Annotated in this window: 19 protein-coding genes; 4 read left to right on the top strand and 15 right to left on the bottom strand. The window is 54.3% G+C overall.

Features of this window, described 5'->3' with window-relative positions:
• Positions 1–236 precede the first annotated feature (236 nt).
• The 4 genes from hemG to pepQ are packed head-to-tail and all read right to left on the bottom strand — an operon-like array spanning position 237 to position 4,214.
• Positions 237–773 (bottom strand): menaquinone-dependent protoporphyrinogen IX dehydrogenase, encoded by a 537-nt coding sequence (hemG, locus tag B1H58_RS08795; protein WP_085069533.1) that lies wholly within the window; start codon positions 771–773, stop codon positions 237–239.
• A gap of 16 nt (positions 774–789) precedes the next feature.
• Positions 790–2,241: a Trk system potassium transporter TrkH gene (gene trkH / locus B1H58_RS08790; RefSeq protein ID WP_085069531.1), complete on the bottom strand. Its 1,452-nt coding sequence runs from the start codon at positions 2,239–2,241 to the stop codon at positions 790–792.
• 24 nt (positions 2,242–2,265) lie between these two features.
• Positions 2,266–2,883, bottom strand: coding sequence for an IMPACT family protein (locus tag B1H58_RS08785; protein WP_085069529.1), 618 nt, complete (start codon positions 2,881–2,883; stop codon positions 2,266–2,268).
• The gene (gene pepQ, locus B1H58_RS08780; RefSeq protein WP_085069527.1) at positions 2,883–4,214 is read right to left on the bottom strand and encodes a Xaa-Pro dipeptidase; all 1,332 of its coding nucleotides are present in this window, start codon (positions 4,212–4,214) and stop codon (positions 2,883–2,885) included. Before pepQ ends, B1H58_RS08785 begins: the two co-directional genes overlap by 1 nt.
• Positions 4,215–4,399: 185 nt before the next feature.
• On the opposite strand from pepQ, the gene fadB reads away from it, so the two are divergent.
• The gene (gene fadB / locus B1H58_RS08775) at positions 4,400–6,586 is read left to right on the top strand and encodes a fatty acid oxidation complex subunit alpha FadB (RefSeq protein ID WP_085069525.1); all 2,187 of its coding nucleotides are present in this window, start codon (positions 4,400–4,402) and stop codon (positions 6,584–6,586) included.
• An 11-nt stretch (positions 6,587–6,597) separates the two neighbouring features.
• Positions 6,598–7,761 (top strand): acetyl-CoA C-acyltransferase FadA, encoded by a 1,164-nt coding sequence (fadA, locus tag B1H58_RS08770; protein ID WP_085069523.1) that lies wholly within the window; start codon positions 6,598–6,600, stop codon positions 7,759–7,761.
• Between the two features lie 77 nt (positions 7,762–7,838).
• Here fadA and fre read toward each other — a convergent pair whose 3' ends face one another.
• Together fre and ubiD are read right to left on the bottom strand one after the other, a co-directional pair.
• Entirely contained in the window at positions 7,839–8,540 is a 702-nt protein-coding gene (gene fre, locus B1H58_RS08765) for an NAD(P)H-flavin reductase (RefSeq protein WP_085069521.1), read from the bottom strand.
• A gap of 40 nt (positions 8,541–8,580) precedes the next feature.
• Complete coding sequence (gene ubiD, locus B1H58_RS08760; protein ID WP_085072265.1) at positions 8,581–10,065, bottom strand: 4-hydroxy-3-polyprenylbenzoate decarboxylase; 1,485 nt, start codon at positions 10,063–10,065, stop codon at positions 8,581–8,583.
• Between the two features lie 355 nt (positions 10,066–10,420).
• Between ubiD and rfaH the strand changes: the two genes are divergently transcribed.
• Complete coding sequence (rfaH, locus tag B1H58_RS08755; RefSeq protein WP_085072264.1) at positions 10,421–10,909, top strand: transcription/translation regulatory transformer protein RfaH; 489 nt, start codon at positions 10,421–10,423, stop codon at positions 10,907–10,909.
• A gap of 24 nt (positions 10,910–10,933) precedes the next feature.
• Here the strand turns inward: rfaH and tatD are convergent, their stop codons facing one another.
• The 9 genes from tatD to udp all read right to left on the bottom strand — a co-directional run bounded on the left by tatD (position 10,934) and on the right by udp (position 19,133).
• On the bottom strand, positions 10,934–11,713 hold the full coding sequence (tatD, locus tag B1H58_RS08750) for a 3'-5' ssDNA/RNA exonuclease TatD (RefSeq protein WP_085069519.1): 780 nt from the start codon (positions 11,711–11,713) through the stop codon (positions 10,934–10,936).
• Between the two features lie 81 nt (positions 11,714–11,794).
• Positions 11,795–12,553, bottom strand: coding sequence for a Sec-independent protein translocase subunit TatC (tatC, locus tag B1H58_RS08745; RefSeq protein ID WP_085069517.1), 759 nt, complete (start codon positions 12,551–12,553; stop codon positions 11,795–11,797).
• The gene (gene tatB, locus B1H58_RS08740; protein ID WP_085069515.1) at positions 12,543–13,199 is read right to left on the bottom strand and encodes a Sec-independent protein translocase protein TatB; all 657 of its coding nucleotides are present in this window, start codon (positions 13,197–13,199) and stop codon (positions 12,543–12,545) included. The genes tatC and tatB overlap by 11 nt, the downstream gene beginning before the upstream one ends.
• 2 nt (positions 13,200–13,201) lie before the next feature.
• Entirely contained in the window at positions 13,202–13,453 is a 252-nt protein-coding gene (tatA, locus tag B1H58_RS08735) for a Sec-independent protein translocase subunit TatA (protein WP_085069513.1), read from the bottom strand.
• 127 nt (positions 13,454–13,580) lie between these two features.
• Positions 13,581–15,218 (bottom strand): ubiquinone biosynthesis regulatory protein kinase UbiB, encoded by a 1,638-nt coding sequence (ubiB, locus tag B1H58_RS08730; protein WP_085069511.1) that lies wholly within the window; start codon positions 15,216–15,218, stop codon positions 13,581–13,583.
• Positions 15,215–15,820, bottom strand: coding sequence for a ubiquinone biosynthesis protein UbiJ (gene ubiJ, locus B1H58_RS08725; RefSeq protein WP_085069509.1), 606 nt, complete (start codon positions 15,818–15,820; stop codon positions 15,215–15,217). The genes ubiB and ubiJ overlap by 4 nt, the downstream gene beginning before the upstream one ends.
• 12 nt (positions 15,821–15,832) lie before the next feature.
• A complete protein-coding gene (gene ubiE / locus B1H58_RS08720; protein WP_085069507.1) occupies positions 15,833–16,588 on the bottom strand; it encodes a bifunctional demethylmenaquinone methyltransferase/2-methoxy-6-polyprenyl-1,4-benzoquinol methylase UbiE in 756 nt (251 codons plus the stop codon).
• 79 nt (positions 16,589–16,667) lie between these two features.
• Entirely contained in the window at positions 16,668–18,209 is a 1,542-nt protein-coding gene (gene rmuC / locus B1H58_RS08715; RefSeq protein WP_085069505.1) for a DNA recombination protein RmuC, read from the bottom strand.
• A 159-nt stretch (positions 18,210–18,368) separates the two neighbouring features.
• Positions 18,369–19,133: a uridine phosphorylase gene (gene udp, locus B1H58_RS08710; RefSeq protein ID WP_085069503.1), complete on the bottom strand. Its 765-nt coding sequence runs from the start codon at positions 19,131–19,133 to the stop codon at positions 18,369–18,371.
• A 277-nt stretch (positions 19,134–19,410) separates the two neighbouring features.
• Here udp and B1H58_RS08705 point away from each other — a divergent pair, with 277 nt between their 5' ends.
• Positions 19,411–20,250, top strand: a complete 840-nt coding sequence (locus B1H58_RS08705; protein ID WP_085069501.1) for a dienelactone hydrolase family protein — start codon at positions 19,411–19,413, stop codon at positions 20,248–20,250.
• The last annotated feature ends 41 nt before the right edge of the window (positions 20,251–20,291 follow it).

The following is a 20,291-nucleotide window of genomic DNA, read 5'->3' as shown; positions in this document are numbered from 1 at the left end:
GGCGCTTCGTGCCGTTGTCGCGAGGTGGCGTATATTACGCTTTCCTCTTTCAGAGTCAACCTCTTTTTTCAGAAGTTTTTCTCCGGCGATTCATCTTACTGAACCGCTCAACACCGCGTGGCGTAAGCCGTTGTGCCGTGTCGATGGAGGCGCATTATAGGGAGTTCTCGCCCCCTGACAAGTGTTTATTTCAAAAAAATGATCGTTAGGTTTATTTTTCAGCAAGCCGTCTTTTTTTAACGCGATTTGCTGCTCATTTGGGCAAATTCTTCAGCAAAACGCTCTACCTGCTGCCAGTCGGTGTACTCGACTTCTTTATGCGGATCGGTTTCACCGCCTGTCATACGCATAATAAACTGGATCATTACCCGGTCAAACCAACCGTAACGCGGATAACGCAGCGCGCCGGCAAAGACTGCACAGCTATCGGGCTGCCATGGCGACTGCAACAAAAACTTACGCGTATAGGCGTTGGTTTGCGGTGTACGTTTTTCTGGCTTGCGTGCTGTCAGGTTAACGGAGAAAAAGCCGCTAACGCGCTGTTGCAGTTCGACCAGATGTTTCTTCACGAAACGCGCTACCACCGGCTGGAAATGCCCATAGCGGATCGATGCGCCTATCAACACCCGATCGTACTGCGCCCAGTCAACGTCTTGCGCATGCAGGATATTAATGACGTCGCACTCCTGATGTGCTTTCAAGGTGTTTGCTATATAAGAAGCGATTTCCCGCGTCTGTCCGTCACGGCTGGAAAACAGAATCAGCGCTTTCATTATTCTCTCCTTGGGTTTATTCACGCCAGAAGGTAGGCGTGAACAGTACCAGCAATGTAAATACTTCCAGACGACCAAAAAGCATGGTCGAAATCAAAATCCATTTTGCGACATCATTCATGGAAGTGAAATTATCTGCCACAACGCCCAATCCAGGGCCAAGGTTATTCAGCGTAGCGGCTACGGCAGCAAATGCAGAAAAATCATCAACGCCGGTGGCGATAATTGCCAGCATACTAAGCAAAAACACCAGCGCGTAAGCTGAGAAGAAGCCCCATACCGCTTCCAGAATGCGTTCCGGCAAAGCGCGATTACCCAGCTTGATGGTATAGACCGCGTTAGGATGGACCAACCGTTTCAGTTCACGCGACCCTTGCTTACACAGCAGCAAAATACGAATCACTTTCAGACCTCCCCCGGTTGACCCCGCGCAACCGCCGATAAAGGCAGAACAAAGGAGCAATACCGGCAAGAAGAGCGGCCAGCGGGCAATGCTGTCGGTCGTAAAGCCCGCTGTCGTCGCCATTGATACGACCTGGAAAAACGCCTGATTTAGCGTCTGCAGCCCACTGGCATAGACGTTATGGAACCACAGTACCAGCGTACATATCACGACTAACGTCATCTGTACGCCGATAAACATACGAAACTCCGGATCACGCCAGTAGACACGGAGATTCAGTCCGCTTAATAGCGAAAAATGCAGGCCATAGTTACAGCCCGATATCAGCAGGAAAACAGCAATGATGGTATTAATGGCAGGACTATTGAAATAGCCGATGCTGGCATCATGGGTAGAAAAGCCGCCGATGGCGATGGTTGAGAAGCTATGGCCAATGGCATCAAACACTGGCATACCTGCCAGCCACAACGCCACTGCACAAGCCACCGTCAACAATACATAGATAAGCCATAGCGTTTTAGCCGTTTCGGCAATCCGGGGACGCATCTTGTTATCTTTCAGGGGGCCGGGCATTTCCGCGCGATAAAGCTGCATTCCCCCTACGCCCAGAATTGGCAAGATCGCCACGGCTAATACAATGATCCCCATCCCGCCAAGCCATTGCAGCATCTGACGATAAAAAAGAATCGCTTTGGGTAAAGAGTCCAGCCCCACCAGCGTCGTGGCACCGGTGGTCGTTAGGCCAGAAAAGGATTCAAAAAATGCATCAGTAACAGAGAGGCTGGGATGTTCGGAAAAAATAAAGGGCATTGCCCCTACGCTGCCCAGCACGGTCCAGAACAGCACCACAATCAAAAAACCTTCGCGCGGCTTCAGATCATTTTTCTGTTTGCGGTTAGGCCACCACAATATCGCGCCAATCAGCAAGGCCATAATAAATGTCTGACTGAATGCGCGCCCTGCGCCATCGCGATAAATTAACGCCACTAAGCCGGGTACGATCATTGTTCCGGAGAACAGAATGACCAGTAGCCCAACGATTCGGGTAATGGCACGAAAATGCATTCTGCCGTTTCCTTAAGATAAAAATTAGGGGGTTACCGGCTCAAGCGCTAAGGCTCCGCGGCTAATGTCCGTTAAATTTTGGGTAAACCCGGCGACCTGCGCATGGGGTAATGCCAAAGTTAGCGAGACAACATCCAGAAATTCCGTCTTAAGCAGTTCTCCTTCAAAACGCTGAACCAGGCGCTCTACATCACCAAGCTGGGCATAATCGCAGCGTAGCTGAAAACGGCGCATTGGTATCTTTTGTTTGCGATCCAGCTGTTTTAACGCCTGCTGCACACCGCCGCCATACGCTTTTACCAGGCCGCCGGTCCCGAGCATAACTCCGCCATAGTAGCGCACCACTACGGCAGTAATTTCTCCAACCTGGCTGCCCATCAGTTGCGCCAGCATAGGTTTTCCTGCCGTGCCAGACGGTTCGCCGTCGTCAGAAAAGCCCAACTGCTGTGAATCATCAGGAGGCCCGGCAACATAGGCCCAACAGTGATGGCGGGCAGCTGGATGTTCAGTTTTAATTTGCTGAATAAACGCTTTCGCCGCCTCAACGCCTTCGGTATGCGCCAGCAGCGTAATGAAGCGGCTTTTTTTGATGGTCTCTTCGCTGATACTCAATGGCTCAGCGGGAATATCATAAGCGTCCATTATTCCAGATGCAGATCGCGCGTCATGTTCTCAACGCGGTTAGCATGGATCACCACGTTATCCTCAATGCGAATACCACCATACGGCTGTAAGGCATCAATCGCCTGCCAGTTGAAGTGCTGGCTATAGTTCCCTTCCCGCCATGGATTCAGAAGCGACTCGATAATATAGAAGCCCGGCTCGATGGTAAGCACCATGCGCGGTTCAAGCACGCGCGTGCAACGCAGGAAAGGATATTGCTGTGGCGCTGCCAGATGCGTTCCTTTATCGTCCTGCATAAAACCAGCCACATCATGCACCTGTAACCCAAGCGGATGACCTAAACCGTGCGGCATAAACGGCCCGGTCAGATTTTCCGCCACCATCGCCTCTTCGCTGATACCGCGCACCAGATCAAACTTCAGCAATAATCCGGCGATGCGCTGATGCATTTGCAGATGATAATCGCTGTAGCGAACGCCTGCTTTTAACGTATCGATCAAGGCCAGTTCGTGCTGATTCATCTCACGCACTATTTGGGCAAACAGAGAATCGCTCTGTGCTGCGTAGGTTCGTGTCAGATCGGCGGCGTAGCCGTTATACTCGGCACCGGCGTCAATTAAAAAACTGCGGCGCTGCGGCGGCGTTTGGTGATCGAGCTTAGTGTAGTGCAGCACGGCCGCATGTTCATTCAGGGCGATGATGTTGCCATAGGGAACGTCGGTATCGCGGTGACCTGTGGCTGTTAGATAGGCGAGATTAATATCAAACTCGCTCATGCCGGAAAGAAACGCCTCTTTTGCCGCGCGATGCCCCGCAACGGCCAGCTTTTGCGCTTCACGCATGCAGGCGAGTTCATAATCGGTTTTATACGAGCGGTGGTAATGCAGAAAATCTATCACGCCCTGCGGATTGATATGATCGGCGCTGATATCCAGCTGCATTGCGCGCTGCGGCACCGGACCGATATAGGCCACATTCTGACGCGGCTGCGGCAATAGCGCGCCGATATCATCTGCCTTCCTCAGCGCCACAATCTCTATTTCATCGGTCCAGAAGCTGTGCGGCAGCGGCTCTACACTATGCCAGTAGTCGACCGGCGAATAAAACCACAGCTTCGGCTTATTGACGCCATCAACCCACAACCAGCAGTTCGGCAACTGCGTTACCGGCACCCAGGCCTTGAAATGAGGATTAACCTTAAACGGGTAGTCATGATCGTCAAGAAACACCGTTAAAAGTTCGCCCGAATGAATCAACATGCCGTCGAGTTCAAAGCGCGCCAGCACCTGCTGCGCACGCTGCTGTAAAGTAGCAATGTGTTCTTTGTACAAGGTAACCAGGGTATCCATTTCTGCACTCCGCATCAGAGAATTGACCGCATCTTACCACAGCAGGCCAGAGGATGCCGTGTCGCCGCCGCCTGTGATCTTGTTTGCAAATGAGCAATGTTTCGTTTGCAAATGATTAACATCAATCCCACACTCCGATCATCTGGTACGACCAGATCCCTTACATGCGGTTTCAGGAGACGGACATGCTCTACCAAAGCGACACACTTTCCCTGAACTGGCTGGACGACGGCATCGCCGAGCTAATTTTTGATGCCCCCGGTTCAGTCAATAAGCTGGACACACAAACTGTAGCCAGCCTGGGCGAAGCCATTGCCGTGCTGGAAAAACAGACGGCGCTGAAAGGCGTTTTGCTCAGCTCATCGAAGACTGCGTTTATCGTTGGCGCGGATATAACTGAATTCCTGTCGTTGTTTAATGCCCCAGCGGAAAAGCTGACGCAATGGCTGACATTCGCCAACAGCATTTTTAACCGTCTGGAGGATCTGCCGGTGCCCACCATTTCCGCCATTCAGGGCTATGCGCTTGGCGGCGGCTGTGAATGTGTTCTGGCTACGGACTTCCGTATCGCTACGCCGGATGCACGCATTGGGTTGCCGGAAACCAAACTGGGCATTATGCCAGGCTTTGGCGGTTCCGTACGTCTGCCAAGGCTGCTGGGCGCCGATAGCGCGCTGGAAATCATCGCCGCCGGGAAAGATGTGGACGGGAAAAGCGCGCTGGCGCTGGGCCTGGTTGATGCGATTGTGCCTGCGGAAAAACTTCGCGACGGCGCTATCACCATGCTGCGGATGGCGATTGAAGATGCGCATTTTTGGCAGCAGCGCCGCCAGCCGAAGCTGCAGCCCCTTAAGCTCAGCGCCATTGAAGCGGCAATGAGTTTTACCATCGCAAAAAGCATGGTGCAGCAAACCGCCGGCAAACATTATCCAGCGCCGATGATGGCGGTAAAAACCATTGAAGCTGCCGCTGGCCTGGGCCGTGATGATGCATTAAAGCTGGAAACCAAAGCCTTTGTGCCGCTGGCGCAGTCGAAAGTTGCGCGGGCGTTAGTGGGGATCTTTCTGAACGATCAATACATCAAAGGCAAAGCGAAGAAACTGGCGCAGGGTCAGACAATACCGCAGCAGGCCGCTGTACTGGGTGCAGGAATTATGGGCGGCGGCATTGCTTACCAGTCCGCCTCAAAAGGTGTGCCGGTGATCATGAAAGATATCAGTGAGAAATCACTGACGCTGGGCATGAGCGAAGCGGGAAAATTGCTCAATAAACAGCTCGAACGCGGAAAAATCACTGCTCTTCAGCTAACCAGCATCATCTCCACGATTCAGCCTACGCTCAGCTTTAGCGGCTTTGAACGCGCTGACATTGTTGTTGAAGCGGTGGTGGAAAATCCGCAGGTTAAAGCCAAAGTGCTGGCGGAAACCGAAGCGCTGGTGCGGGAAGATACCGTTCTGGCCACCAATACCTCCACTATCCCGGTGAGCCAGCTGGCGCGGGCATTAAAGCGTCCGGAAAATTTTTGCGGCATGCATTTCTTTAATCCGGTGCACCGCATGCCGCTGGTAGAAGTGATTCGTGGTGAACAAACTTCAGAGGCGACGCTGGCGAAAGTTGTCGCCTGGGCCAGTAAAATGGGTAAAACGCCCATTCTGGTCAATGACTGTCCCGGTTTCTTCGTCAATCGCGTGTTGTTCCCCTACTTCGCAGGTTTTAGCCTGCTGCTGCGCGATGGCGCTGACTTCCGCCAAATCGATAAAGTCATGGAAAAACAGTTCGGCTGGCCGATGGGCCCGGCCACCCTGCTGGATGTAGTGGGCCTTGATACCGCGCATCATGCGCAAAGCGTAATGGCCGATGGCTTTCCGGGCAGGATGAAAAAGGCGTACCGCGATGCGATCAACGTTCTGTTTGAGGCGCAGCGGTTTGGTCAGAAAAACCAGCGCGGCTTTTATATCTGGGAAACCGATAAAAAAGGCAAAGCGCAGAAAGTGACCGATGCAGAGACCGATGCGTTATTGCAAAGCGTTAGCGCACCAAAGCGCGTTTTTACCGATGAAGAAATCATTGCGCGCATGATGATTCCGATGATTAACGAGGTAGTGCGTTGCCTGGAAGAAAAGGTCATCGCCAGCCCGGCCGAAGCGGATATGGCGCTGGTTTATGGTCTTGGTTTTCCGCCGTTCCACGGCGGCGTCTTCCGCTATCTGGATACGCTGGGCAACGCTGCCTTTATCGCCCAGGCGCAGCAGTTTGCTGAACTGGGCCCGCTCTATGCTCTGCCGCAGCTGCTGACTGAAAAAGCGCAGCGTAATGAAGAATGGTATCCACCTGCTGAACCAATTAATGAGGCCGCGCTGGCAACGGCGTGAGGAGCAAGATAATGGAAAATGTAGTTATCGTTGATGCTATCCGCACGCCAATGGGTCGTTCAAAAGGCGGTGCATTTCGTCAGGTGCGGGCTGAAGATCTTTCTGCCCACCTGATGCGCAGCCTGCTTAGCCGCAATCCGGCCTTAGAAGCCACGGCGCTGGATGATATTTACTGGGGCTGCGTTCAGCAGACCCTGGAGCAGGGTTTTAATATTGCACGTAACGCGGCGCTGCTGGCGGAAATTCCTCATAACGTACCGGCAACCACCGTTAACCGTCTGTGCGGCTCTTCTATGCAGGCGCTGCATGATGCCGCGCGCGCGATTATGGTGGGTGATGCGCACGCTTGTCTCATAGGCGGCGTAGAGCATATGGGTCACGTGCCGATGAATCACGGCGTCGATTTTCATCCAGGATTAAGCCGCACCGTGGCTAAAGCGGCGGGCATGATGGGCCTGACGGCAGAAATGCTGGCGCGTATGCATCATATCAGCCGTGAAATGCAGGACAGTTTTGCCGCACGTTCACATCAGCGCGCCTGGGCCGCCACCCAGGCAGGTCATTTCCGCAATGAAATTGTCGCTACCAGCGGTCACGATGTTGACGGCGTACTGAAACGTTATGATTTTGATGAAGTTATTCGCAGCGATACCAGCATCGAAGGGCTGGCGACGTTGAAACCCGCATTCGACCCGGTTAACGGCACGGTCACCGCAGGCAGCTCATCGGCGCTCTCGGACGGCGCAGCGGCAATGCTGGTGATGAGCGAATCGCGCGCTCGCGCGCTGGGCCTGCAACCACGCGCGCGTATTAAAGCGATGGCAGTAGTAGGCTGCGATCCATCGATTATGGGCTACGGGCCGGTTCCTGCGTCAAAGCTGGCCTTGAAGCGCGCGGGACTGAGCGTAAGCGATATCGACCTGTTTGAACTGAATGAGGCCTTCGCGGCGCAAACGCTGCCGTGTATCAAAGATTTAGGTCTGCTGGAACAGATAGACGAGAAGGTTAACCTGAACGGCGGCGCGATTGCGTTGGGGCATCCGTTGGGCTGCTCAGGCGCACGCATCAGCACTACGCTTCTTAATTTAATGGAGCGACGCGATGCGCAGTTTGGCCTCGCCACCATGTGTATCGGGCTGGGTCAGGGCATCGCCACCGTTTTTGAGCGGGTTTAAGGGTTGTGATTTTCCCGCCTGTCAGGGGCGGGCTTTTTCATAACCAGGGCGACAGCGTTGCCGCCCTGCGGTGACGCTTAGATAAACGCGAAGGCGTCACCATAGATTTGCGCTTCCTGTGCGCCCCGTTCAGCGCAAAAACGCTCACGCGCGATTTTTGCCATCTCAAAGCGGCCAGCGATATAAATATCATGCCCGGCAAGCGTGCCGAAATCCTGCATCACCGCCGTCAGTACGGTGCCGCTACGGCCCTGCCATTCAGCGTCAGTCTGCTCGACAACCGGCACCACCTTCAGATTTGCATGACGTACTGCCAGCGCGTTCAGCTCTTCCAGATCGTACAGATGATGACTTTCACGGCCACCCCAGTAGATAGCAATATCGCGATCCGGCTGCTGTGCCAGGGCGGTGAGCAGGATAGAGCGGGCATAAGAAAAACCGGTACCGCCCGCGATCAGGATCATCGGACGCTGACTATCCTCCCGCAGCCAGGCTTCTCCATGCGGAATATCCACTATCACTTCCCGCTGCTGCTGGATGCGTTCCATTACCGCCATCGCATACAGGTTAAGCTCAGAAGCCCCGATATGCAGTTCGATAATATCTTTTTCCATCGGCGTTGAAGCCAGAGAGAACGGACGCTTATCGCGCTCATCCATCACTACCATCAAATACTGTCCGGCACGGAAGCTAAAATCCGCCTCCGGCACCAGTCGTACCCGAAAAACAGTATCGGTAATCGCCTCTACCGAGGTCACTTTACAGCTTAACGTTGTCATGCGTTCCCTCTGTCGGGTCGTCATTGCGTAATTTGCGCCATTAGCGTGGCGGCAAATCGTTAAAAATCCCCAACCGATCCCAGATGGCATCGACTCGCGCCGTAACCGCCGGGTCCTTCTCAATCGGACGACCCCATTCGCGCTGGGTTTCGCCCGGCCATTTGTTGGTGGCATCCAGGCCCATTTTAGACCCCAGACCCGAAACCGGAGAGGCGAAGTCCAGATAGTCGATCGGCGTGTTTTCGATCAATACCGTATCGCGCGCCGGATCCATACGCGTGGTGATCGCCCAGATCACATCATTCCAGTCACGTGCATTGACATCGTCATCGCAAACGATCACGAATTTGGTATACATAAACTGCCGCAGGAATGACCAGACGCCCATCATCACGCGCTTCGCATGCCCGGCGTACTGTTTCTTCATGGTTACCACGGCCAGACGATAGGAACAACCTTCCGGCGGCAGGTAAAAATCCACAATTTCTGGAAACTGTTTAATCAGAATCGGCACCAGCACTTCATTCAGCGCAACGCCCAGCACCGCAGGCTCATCAGGCGGACGACCGGTATATGTTGAATGATAGATGGCATTACGACGTTGCGTAATATGGGTTACGGTAAATACCGGGAAGTTATCGACTTCATTGTAATATCCGGTGTGATCGCCATAGGGTCCTTCCGGTGCCATGTCGCCGGGTTCGATATAGCCTTCCAGCACAATTTCAGCACTGGCCGGCACTTCCAGATCGTTGGACAGGCACTTAACCACTTCTGATTTAGTGCCGCGCAGCAGGCCAGCAAAAGCATATTCCGATAAGGTATCCGGCACTGGCGTTACGGCGCCCAGGATAGTCGCAGGATCGGCACCCAGCGCCACCGAAACCGGGAAGCGTTCGCCGGGATGAGCTTTGCACCACTCCTGAAAATCAAGTGCGCCGCCGCGATGAGAAAGCCAGCGCATAATCAGCCGGTTTTTACCGATCACCTGCTGACGATAAATGCCCAGATTCTGTCGTTCTTTGTGCGGCCCACGCGTTACCGTTAACCCCCAGGTAATCAGCGGCGCGGCATCCTCTGGCCAACACTGCATGACCGGAATACGCGATAAATCAACCTCGTCGCCCTGCCATACCTGCTCCTGGCAAGGTGCGCTACGCAGCCGTTTGGTTGGCATATTCAGCACCTGCTTAAACTGCGGCATTTTATCGAACAGGTCGCGGAACCCTTTTGGCGGTTCAGGCTCTTTCAGAAACGCCAGCAGTTTGCCTACTTCACGCAGCGCGCTGACCTCCTCCTGCCCCATCCCTAATGCCACGCGCTTCGGCGTGCCAAAGAGGTTGCACAGGACCGGCATGTCATAGCCTTTCGGATTTTCAAACAGCAGGGCTGGCCCGCCGGCACGCAACGTGCGGTCAGCGATCTCGGTCATCTCCAGAATAGGATCGACCTCCAGCGTTATACGTTTTAACTCGCCACGCTGTTCTAGCAGCGCAAGGAACTCGCGTAAGTCGTGGTATTTCATCAGATTCATTATTCAGGCCGCAGAATCGGCCATTATAAGGAGGATTCAACGGATATGCTGAGGTTTGTGCGGTTACGCCCGACGCGGAAACAGCACCTGTAGTGCAGAGCCCGCTCAATCAATTACTTTTCATTAACAGGTTGCGCTGCGAGTCTGAACCACGGACGCTGCCTTCGTCAATTTTCAATTCTACAATTTGTGCCAAATGACCGCCGACAGCGGCTATTTTGTTTTCGGTGCAGGCGGTTCGGGCCGATAAACCAGGCCTGAAGGTGGCCCTGAAGCGGCGTGATGTCGCTATCTCTCTGAAAGCAGTTTTGCTATTCTTAGCGTTCAATAATTGGAAAGTGACATTATGGAATCCTGGTATCTCCTTTACTGTAAACGTGGGCAGTTATTACGCGCTAAAGAGCATCTGGAGCGGCAGGCGGTAAACTGCCTTAGCCCAATGATTGCTATGGAAAAAATTGTGCGCGGCAAACGAACCACGGTAGAAGAGCCGCTGTTTCCTAATTATCTTTTTATTGAATTCGATCCGGAAGCTATTCATACCACTACGATCAGTGCCACGCGTGGCGTAAGTCATTTCGTGCGTTTCGGTACGCAACCGGCCAACGTGCCGCCCGATGTCATTGACGCGCTACGCACCAACACCCCGGAAACTATGGTCGATCCCGACACGCCTTGTCCGGGCGATAAGGTGGTGATCGTTAAAGGTGCGCTGGAAGGGTTGGAAGCTATCTTCACCGAGCCTGACGGCGAGGCCCGCTCTATGCTGCTGCTTAACCTGCTGAACAAACAGGTTAAGCAAAGCGTGGAAAATAGTGCTTTCCGCAAAGCCTGACGCTTCGCACTACAGCGCCGTGGCTTACAGACGAAACAGGCGACGGCTGTTGTCGGCGGTTTGCTGCGCCAGCCAGGCGGCCTCTTCTCCGCGCCACAGCGCTACCTGCTGCACAATATGCGGCAGGAAACAGGGCTCATTACGACGCGAGGTCGGTCGTGGACGCATATCACGCGGCAGCAGATAAGGCGCGTCCGTTTCCAGCAGCAGGCGTTCAACGGGAATTTGCGGCAGCAGTTCACGCAGCTGCATCCCGCGTCGCTCATCGCACACCCAGCCGGTAATGCCTACTGATAATCCTGATGCCAGACATTCCGCCAGCTCTTCCGCCGTGCCGGTAAAGCAGTGAACCACCGCGCCGGGCAGATGCGGCAGCCACGGCTTCAGCACCGCCATAAAACGTTCATGCGCGTCACGACAGTGCAGGAATACCGGCATTTGCAGTTCAGCGGCCAGCGCCAGCTGCGCATCAAAAGCATATTCCTGCTGATTATGCGCGGAAAAGTTACGGTTAAAATCGAGTCCGCATTCACCGATAGCCACCACCTGCGGGCTTTCTGCCAGCCGACGCAGCGTTGAGGCAGTATCTGCCGACCATTCGCTGGCGTGATGAGGATGAATACCTGCTGTTGACCAGCAGAAATCGGGATGGCGCTGTGCCAGGCTTTGCGCCTGCTGGCTCTCCAGCGCGTTAGTGCCGGTAATCAGCATGCCGGTGAGGCCTGCTTCACGCGCGCGCCTCACAACCTGTTCGCGATCTTTCGCAAACTGCGTGCTGGTCAGGTTTACACCGATATCAAACATGGTATGTCCTGAAAAGATTAACCGCCCGGATGGGCGGTTAGCGATGAATTTTCCCCGCCGCAGCGGGCCCTGCACTGAGCGTCAGGATTCGGTTTCGTGCTCTTCTTCACGCGCCTGACGCCCTTTGCCAACATAGAAGCGCGAACAGAATACGCCAACCTCAAACAGGCAGTACATCGGAATAGCGAGCAAAGTTTGGGAAAATACATCGGGTGGGGTTAACAACATCCCTACGACAAAAGCCCCGACCAGCATATAAGGACGCTTCTGACGTAGCATTTCGGGTGTGGTCACGCCAGTCCAGCACAGCAGCACAATCGCCACCGGCACTTCAAAAGCAACGCCGAAGGCCATAAACAGCGTCATTACAAAGTCGAGATAGCTGGCGATATCGGTCGCCATGGTGACACCCTGCGGCGCGGTTTTAGCAAAAAAGCCAAACGCCATTGGGAATACCACGAAATAGGCAAAAGCCACGCCGATATAAAACAGCATGGTACTGGAGAACAACAGCGGCATCACCAGACGGCGTTCATGGCGATAGAGCGCGGGAGCCACAAATGCCCAAATCTGATAGAGGATGACCGGCACCGCAAGGAACACAGAAACAATAATAGTGAGCTTGATCGGCGTCAGAAACGGCGAGGCGACATCGGTCGCAATCATGCTGGAGCCAATCGGCAGCTGCTTAATCAGCGGCTCCGCGACCAGTTGGTAGATATCGTTAGAGAACCAGGCCAGCGCCAGAAAAATCACCAGCACGGCAATAATGCAGTTAAGCAGCCGCTTGCGTAGCTCAATCAGATGGCTGATCAGCGGTTGGGTATCTTCAACGGCCATGTTTATCATTCAATGTGGGTTGAGAAGAAGCCGCAGGCGTTTCTGGTGAAACGTTTGGCGAAGGCGCTGCAGCAGAAGCGGTAGCCTGATCCGCAGGCGTTGCAGGCGTTGCAGGCGTTGCAGGCGTTGCAGGCGTTGCAGGCGTTGCAGGTACAGCGTTGCCAGCAGCAGACGTCGCCGCAAGCGGTTTAGGTGCCGTAAGCGTCTCGTCGCCATCGGGCATGGGTTTTTGTTCTGGCGCGCTGGCCTGATGGTCGGCCGTGGCTGGGGTGACGCCGGTATGTTCATCCTGCGGACGCGTAATCAGCGGATTATGAATAGTGTGCGCTTCATCATCGGCCTGTTCGTTTTCACCCAAATAAGAGCGACGCATAGAGTCTGCGGATTTACGCAGCTCTTCCATCGACTCTTTCAATTCCGGGGAAAAGGTGTTCTTGCTGGCCTGCTCTACTTTTTTCAGGCTGTCCTGCAGCTCCTGCAGTTTTAGCTCCTGCGCCAGCTCATTTTGCACGTTAGCCGCCAGGGAACGCATGGCGCGGATCCAGCCAACCACCGTTTTTACTGCAACCGGCAAACGCTGCGGGCCAAGCACCACCAGCCCAATGACGAACACCAAAACCAGTTCGCTAAAACCTATGTCGAACACGGTTATACCTGCTCTTTATCTTTTTTTGCCTCTTCTTTGTTTGCCGTGGTCGCCTGCTTATCGGTTAGCGGCCGGGCCTCAAATTCAGCATCCTGCTGTTTAGGCGTCTCTTTATCTTCATCGCCCATCGCTTTTTTAAAGCCTTTGATCGATGAGCCTAAATCAGAGCCCAGCGTACGTAATTTATTGGTGCCGAAAAGAAGAACCACGATCACGGCAATGATAATTAACTGCCAAATGCTGATACCGCCCATGAGAATGCCTCTGCTGAAAAGTCTAAAACGAATGGAAAAGCAGTATACCCCAGCTTATGGCCCGGTGACGATGCGTAAGCCCGTCGCCCCGACCACAAACGGAAATTTTACGTTTCCTGACAATCAATCAGGCTGAACGCCGCCAGCCGATAATCCAGGCAAAGAAACCTGTGACCATCATGATCGTTGGCAACAGTTCCATACCCGGACGGGTGATCAACAGTGCCGTGCCGCTTAACAGCAGCGTGGCACCGATGCCAAATAAATAACGCGCCTGATGCTGCCTTTCACGCTGTACGCTCAGCTCGTTAGCCAGCCGATCAACGCTAAACTGCAAACGCTTGTGCTGACGCAGGCTATCGTAAAACAGATCCGGCAGCTCCGGCAGACGCTCGGCCCAGTAGGGCGCTTTTTCTTTCACCGAACGGATAATCGCCGGGATCCCCACCTGGTCTTTAATCCACTCTTCCAGGAACGGCTTGGCGGTTTTCCACAAATCGAGCTGCGGGTAAAGCTGACGCCCCACGCCTTCCACATAGAGCAGAGTTTTCTGCAGCAATACCAGCTGCGGCTGTACTTCCATATTAAAGCGGCGCGCGGTATTAAACAGGTTCAGCAACACGTGTCCAAAAGAGATTTCCGCCAGCGGTTTCTCAAAAATCGGCTCACAAACGGTACGAATTGCAAATTCGAAATCTTCAACGTTGGTATTGGCAGGCACCCAGCCGGAATCAACGTGTAGCTCGGCGACTTTACGATAGTCACGGTTAAAGAAGGCGATAAAGTTTTCCGCCAGGTAACGCTTATCCGCTTTGTTCAGGGAGCCGACAATCCCGCAGTCGATGCCGATGTAGAGCGGATCGTGCGGATGTTCATAGCTAACGAAAATATTGCCGGGATGCATATCCGCATGGAAAAAGCTGTCGCGGAATACCTGGGTAAAAAAGACCTGAACGCCGCGTTCAGCCAGCAGCCGCATATTCACGCCATGCTGCTCCAGCGTGACCACATCGTTGATGGGAATACCGTAAATGCGCTCCATCACCAGCATCGTTTCGCTGCAGTAGTCGGAATAGACTTCCGGCACGTAGAGCATATTGCTGTTTTCAAAGTTGCGTCGCAGCTGGATAGAGTTTGCCGCTTCACGCAGCAGATTCAGCTCATCAATCAGCGTCTTTTCATAGTCCGCCACCACTTCTACCGGACGCAGACGACGGCTTTCCGGCATCAGACGCGGCAGCCAGCGGGCCAGACGGTAAATCAAACGCATATCCGCTTTGATCACCGGCAAAATATCGGGGCGGATGACTTTAATGACCACCGCTTTGCCGTTTTCCTTCAGCGTCGCCGTATGCACCTGAGCAATAGAGGCGGAGGCCAGCGGCGTAATATCAAAATCATCAAACCACGCCTCAAGCGGCCCGCCCAACGATTTTTCAATCTGCTCTTTAGCCAGCTTACCGTCAAAAGGCGCAACGCGATCCTGTAAGATCGCCAGCTGATCGGCGATCAGCGGTGGAAAGAGATCGCGGCGGGTAGACATCATCTGACCAAACTTAATCCACACCGGGCCTAACTCTTCCAGCGCCATACGCAGGCGCACGCCCAGCGCCAGATCTTTATGCTGATTAGGCAGCCAAAAGATGCCGCGACGCCACAGGCGAATCGGTAAGGTAATGCGCAGACGAGGGATCAATTCATCCAGGCCGTAGCTCAGGAAGACTTTGATAATGAAATAGAGGCGTCGTAGTTCTCCGGGCGTCATTTAGCCTCCAGCTGTAGCAGACGTTGTTCCAGCTGGCCGGCCTGACGCTCCAGCGCGTCAACTTCTTCGCCATACCAGGCCATCTCCAGCGGACCAGGCGCGACGCGCCACTCTTCGGTCAGGGTTTCCGTCAGGTAGCGCTGTTTACGCTGAATATCGCCGCGCAGCAGCTGCCATCCGCGACGGGCGACATTGCTGATGCCCTGAGCGACGATATCGCCGGTCCAGGGCGCCAGATATTCAGCCGGATCGAGTTCGGCCATATCAATCAGCGCCGAAAACTGCTGCACCACCTGAAGGTCACCCTCAACCTCCAGCTCGCCGCTGCGGATCATGCCGGTCAACTGCTGACGGTCACGCAGTTTCGGCAGCAGCGACAGGCGGGTGATCACTGTACAGTCGCAGCGGTCTTGCCATTCACCCAGCACGTCCACCTGATGCTCGCTGAACACCAGCGTAACCGGCTGTGACAGCTCCTGTAACCGGAGCTGTAAAACCTTGCCATTCAAACGCTGCCGGGCCGCTTTCAGGCCACGATCGCGATAAAGAATTCGATTCAGTGCGGTCTCCAGACCGGCGGTTAACAGCGGGGTTAACGTCATTCGCTTTCCTGCTTAAAACTTGAACCCACGGTGCAGAGCGACAATTCCGCCCGTCAGGTTGTGATACGAAGTGTTTTCGAAACCGGCGTCCATCATCATCGACTTAAGCGTCTCCTGATCGGGATGCATACGGATCGATTCAGCCAGATAACGATAGCTTTCAGCATCTTTTGCTACCAGCTCGCCGATACGCGGCAACACATGGAATGAATAAGCGTCGTACACTTTGCTCAGAGGTTCCAGTACCGGTTTAGAAAATTCCAGAACCAGCAGGCGTCCGCCTGGCTTCAGTACGCGGAACATCGAGGCCAGCGCCTTCTCTTTTTCCGTTACGTTACGCAGACCAAAAGAGATGGTAATGCAGTCAAAATAGTTATCCGGGAAAGGCAGCGCTTCGGCATTCGCCTGCACATAATTGACGTTGCCGATGATGCCGTTATTGCGCAGCTTTTCACGGCCCATTTTCAGCATTGAGCTGTTGATGTCCGCCAGCACCACCTGCCCCGTATCGCCCACCAGACGAGAGAATTTCGCCGTTAAATCGCCGGTGCCGCCGGCCAGATCCAACACGCGTTGTCCACGGCGCACGCCGCTACAATCAATGGTGAATCGCTTCCAGATACGATGGATACCCATCGACATCAAATCGTTCATCAGATCATATTTGGCGGCAACGGAGTGAAATACGCCCGCTACCATGTCCGCTTTTTCGTCTTTTGCTACGGTACGAAAACCGAAATGTGTCGTGTCCCTGGATTCATCTGCCATCTGCTTCACCTGCTCCACAATCAAATATCTTTGCAGTGTAACAGAGTACCCGTAGTCAGGCACGTTAGCCCGGCGTTATTCATCGCCGCCGAATGCTGTCGTGCCACGCCACAGCGCCCTGTTCCGGCGCGCTTTCCGCCCTGCTGTTTTCTGACTCATCGTTGTCAACGACTCCGGCTTCCGGCATCGCCTGTTCCACCAGCCGTGGGTTAATACTGCGCTTTATTTCCACACCCAAATGACGAAAGCTTTCACTTTGAGCAATCAGGTTGCCGCGCCCTTCAGAGAGCTTTTTCATCGCCTGATTATAGCTCTCCTGCGCTCTGTCAAGATGCTGCCCCATACTGGTCATATCATCCACAAACAGCCGCATTTTGTCGTACAGCCGCGCGGCGCGATCGGCGATGCGCTGCGCATTACGGCTCTGATGCTCATAGCGCCAGAGATTATTAATGGTACGCAACGCCACCAGCAGCGTGGTTGGGCTGACCAGCATAATATTGTGCTGCAGCGCTTCGCTAATCAGCTCCGGCTGACGATCGATCGCCAGTAAGAAGGCCGGCTCGATCGGGATAAACATCAACACATAATCCAGCGAGCGTAAACCGGGCAATTGTTGATAATCTTTACGGCTGAGCAGGCGGATATGGCCGCGGATCGCGGTGATATGCTCGCCGATTGCCTGTTCTCGCATGACTTCATCATCGGCGTTAAAGTAGCGCTCATAGGCAACCAGCGTCATTTTCGCGTCAATGACGACATCTTTGCCCTGCGGCAGACGGACGATCACATCCGGCTGCATACGGCTTTGCGCATCAACCTGAATATTCACCTGCGTTTCATATTCGTGCCCGTCCCGCAGGCCGGAGGCTTCCAGCACGCGGCTCAGCACCATCTCGCCCCAGCTGCCCTGGGTTTTATTGTCGCCTTTCAGCGCTTTGGTGAGGTTGATCGCCTCCTGCGCCATCTGCGCATTCAGCTGTTGTAGATTACGAATCTCATGTGCCAGCGTGTGCCGCTCACGCGCTTCCTGGCCAAAGCTTTCCTGTACCTGCCGGCGAAAGCCATCCAGTTGCTCACGCAGCGGCGCAATTAACCCATTCAGGCTTTGGCGGTTCTGCTCATCAACGCGACGGCCGCTCTGTTCAAAAATACGGTTGGCGAGATTTTCAAATTGTGCGCTCAGGCGCTGTTCGCTGTTGGTAAGCAGTCGCTGTTTCTCTTCAGCGGCAAGGCGGGTTTCTTCAAGACGGATAGTCACTTCACGCAGTTCCGCCTCCTGCGCGCTGTTCACTTCCAGCTGATTACGCAGTTCACGGCTGAGCTGTTCACACTCATTACGCCAGTAGTCGAAGTGCTGTAACTTTTCCTGTGCGGCGGTCAGCGCGCCATGCAGCTGACGCAACTCTTTTTCACGCAGCTGTTGCTGCTGCTGTTCTGCCTGATGCAGCTGCTGCTGACGCGCTTCCTGCTGCTGCGCCTGGGCAAGCGCCTGTTCCAGCAGACGGCGCTCCGTTTCCTGTGCGGCCAGCTGCCCGGCCAGCCGGAAATAGGCAAACAGCCAGCCCGCCACTGCGCCAGCCAGCGCCAAACCGATCCCAACAATAAGCTGGTTATCCACCGCGTCCTCTCCTTCCCGCTACAAACAGAGCAAAGGTAGAGGCGCACTGTATGAATGTCCACACAAATAAATGGGCTGGCATAAGCCAGCCCTGAAAACCCCGACCGCCTCGCTGCGTCAGAGAGCCATTCCGAAAAAATATCGCCTGGCGCGAAGGAATTACGCCAGCAGACGGCGCGCGGCATCAACCACAATCGCCACCGCATTACTTTCGGTCTGCTTCATGGTCGCCGCATCAGGGATCTCTTTCTGCGTACGGTTAACGATCACCCCTGCTACCATCCCGGCACGCAGACCCTGGCTGGCACACATGGTCAACAGCGTGGCGGATTCCATCTCATAGTTCAGCACGCCCATCTGCTGCCACTCTTTCATCGAGCCCTGAAAACGACTCACTACCCGACCAGAGAAAGTATCGTAGCGCTCCTGGCCTGGGTAGAACGTATCAGAAGAGGCGGTAACCCCGATATGCGGCGTACTGCCTGCGGCTTTCGCGGCTTCAACCAGCGCAGTGGTGCAGGCGAAATCGGCAACGGCCGGAAACTCCATTGGGGCGAAGTGCAAGCTTGCGCCGTCCAGGCGTACCGCCGCAGTGGTCACCAGCACATCGCCGACATGGATGTCAGGCTGGATAGCGCCGGTGGTGCCCACGCGCAGGAAGGTACGGATACCCAGCTGCGCCAGCTCTTCCACAGCGATCGAGGTGGAAGGACCACCGATACCGGTAGAGCAAACAATTACCGCTTTGCCATCCAGCTCTGCACGCCAGCTGGTGAATTCACGATGCGAGGCCAAAGGCTGAGGATTATCCATCAGCGCCGCAATTTTTTTCACGCGTTCAGGATCGCCGGGCACAATCGCCAGCGTCGCGCCCTGCAGATCCGCTTTGGTAAGACCTAAATGAAACACATCTGACTGAGCCATAGCCCCTCCTGAGAAAATTCACTTGATGGCGCTACTCTACGGCAAGTGCCGCCAAAAATATGTGAGTTCAATCACCGCAGAAAATGAAAGTTACATTTATCTTCAAAGATAACGTGATTAACATCACATTAAGCCATTCTGCCTTACGGATTTGCTACAAGTTGCTGTGTGTATTTATTCAACAGAATGTTAAAGAGAAGACGGACATGCAGGCCGGGGTCTTTGGCTGATTTTGGCTATAGTTACCGGATGCGCTAATAGCAGCACGGAGATAACAATGAACAGCGAAAACAACCTGGGCAAGAAAGAAGGCGATAGCGGATTCGCCCCGGCGGCCTCCCCTACGGCCGCGACAACCATTATCACGCATGACGACGCCATTCTTGGCGGCGAAACCACCATTAATACCCAGGGCGAAAATATGCCTGCCTGGTTTGCGCGCCCCAAAGAGGCTAAAGGCGCGCTGCCGGTGGTGCTGGTGGTACAGGAGATATTTGGCGTTCACGAACATATCCGCGACATCTGTCGGCGTCTGGCGGCAGAAGGTTATCTGGCGGTGGCGCCAGAGCTCTATTTCCGTCAGGGCGATCCCAGCGAGTATAGCGATATTAAACAGCTATTGGACAATGTAGTCAGTAAGGTTCCTGATGCTCAGGTGCTGGCGGATCTCGATCACGTTGCTAACTGGGCGGCGAAACACGGCGGCGATATGCGTAATATGGCGATTACCGGCTTTTGCTGGGGCGGCCGCATTGTCTGGCTCTATGCAGCGCATAATCCGCAGCTGAAAGCGGGCGTCGCCTGGTATGGCCGTCTGGTTGGCGAAAAAAGCATGAAACAGCCGAAGCATCCAATTGATATCGCCGTTGACCTTAATGCGCCAGTGCTGGGCTTGTACGGTGCGAAAGATGAAGGGATCCCGCTGGAAAGCGTGGATTCAATGCGTCAGGCGCTGCATGCAGCCAACGCGACGGCGGAAATCATCGTTTATCCGGAAGCGGGACATGCGTTTAACGCGGACTATCGACCGAGCTATCATGCAGAGTCAGCCAAAGATGGCTGGCAACGAATGCTGGCCTGGTTTCATCAGTATGGCGTGAAGCCCACCAGCAAATAAACAAGGGGCGCCTGGCGCCCCTCTTAGTTATCATAACGTTA

This window comes from Pantoea alhagi, assembly GCF_002101395.1.
GTDB classification, from domain to species: domain Bacteria; phylum Pseudomonadota; class Gammaproteobacteria; order Enterobacterales; family Enterobacteriaceae; genus Mixta; species Mixta alhagi.
This window is presented reverse-complemented; position numbering and strand designations above follow the sequence as displayed.

Bases quoted from the DNA above. Each gene is read 5' to 3' on its own strand.
- trkH (WP_085069531.1), bottom strand. From the start codon at position 2,241: ATGCATTTTCGTGCCATTACCCGAATCGTTGGGCTACTGGTCATTCTG.
- tatD (WP_085069519.1), bottom strand. From the start codon at position 11,713: ATGTTTGATATCGGTGTAAACCTGACCAGCACGCAGTTTGCGAAAGAT.
- fadA (WP_085069523.1), top strand. From the start codon at position 6,598: ATGGAAAATGTAGTTATCGTTGATGCTATCCGCACGCCAATGGGTCGT.
- tatC (WP_085069517.1), bottom strand. From the start codon at position 12,553: ATGGCCGTTGAAGATACCCAACCGCTGATCAGCCATCTGATTGAGCTA.
- B1H58_RS08705 (WP_085069501.1), top strand. From the start codon at position 19,411: ATGAACAGCGAAAACAACCTGGGCAAGAAAGAAGGCGATAGCGGATTC.
- hemG (WP_085069533.1), bottom strand. From the start codon at position 773: ATGAAAGCGCTGATTCTGTTTTCCAGCCGTGACGGACAGACGCGGGAA.
- fadB (WP_085069525.1), top strand. From the start codon at position 4,400: ATGCTCTACCAAAGCGACACACTTTCCCTGAACTGGCTGGACGACGGC.
- ubiE (WP_085069507.1), bottom strand. From the start codon at position 16,588: ATGGCAGATGAATCCAGGGACACGACACATTTCGGTTTTCGTACCGTA.
- tatA (WP_085069513.1), bottom strand. From the start codon at position 13,453: ATGGGCGGTATCAGCATTTGGCAGTTAATTATCATTGCCGTGATCGTG.
- udp (WP_085069503.1), bottom strand. From the start codon at position 19,133: ATGGCTCAGTCAGATGTGTTTCATTTAGGTCTTACCAAAGCGGATCTG.
- ubiD (WP_085072265.1), bottom strand. From the start codon at position 10,065: ATGAAATACCACGACTTACGCGAGTTCCTTGCGCTGCTAGAACAGCGT.
- fre (WP_085069521.1), bottom strand. From the start codon at position 8,540: ATGACAACGTTAAGCTGTAAAGTGACCTCGGTAGAGGCGATTACCGAT.
- ubiB (WP_085069511.1), bottom strand. From the start codon at position 15,218: ATGACGCCCGGAGAACTACGACGCCTCTATTTCATTATCAAAGTCTTC.
- pepQ (WP_085069527.1), bottom strand. From the start codon at position 4,214: ATGGATACCCTGGTTACCTTGTACAAAGAACACATTGCTACTTTACAG.
- ubiJ (WP_085069509.1), bottom strand. From the start codon at position 15,820: ATGACGTTAACCCCGCTGTTAACCGCCGGTCTGGAGACCGCACTGAAT.
- B1H58_RS08785 (WP_085069529.1), bottom strand. From the start codon at position 2,883: ATGGACGCTTATGATATTCCCGCTGAGCCATTGAGTATCAGCGAAGAG.
- rfaH (WP_085072264.1), top strand. From the start codon at position 10,421: ATGGAATCCTGGTATCTCCTTTACTGTAAACGTGGGCAGTTATTACGC.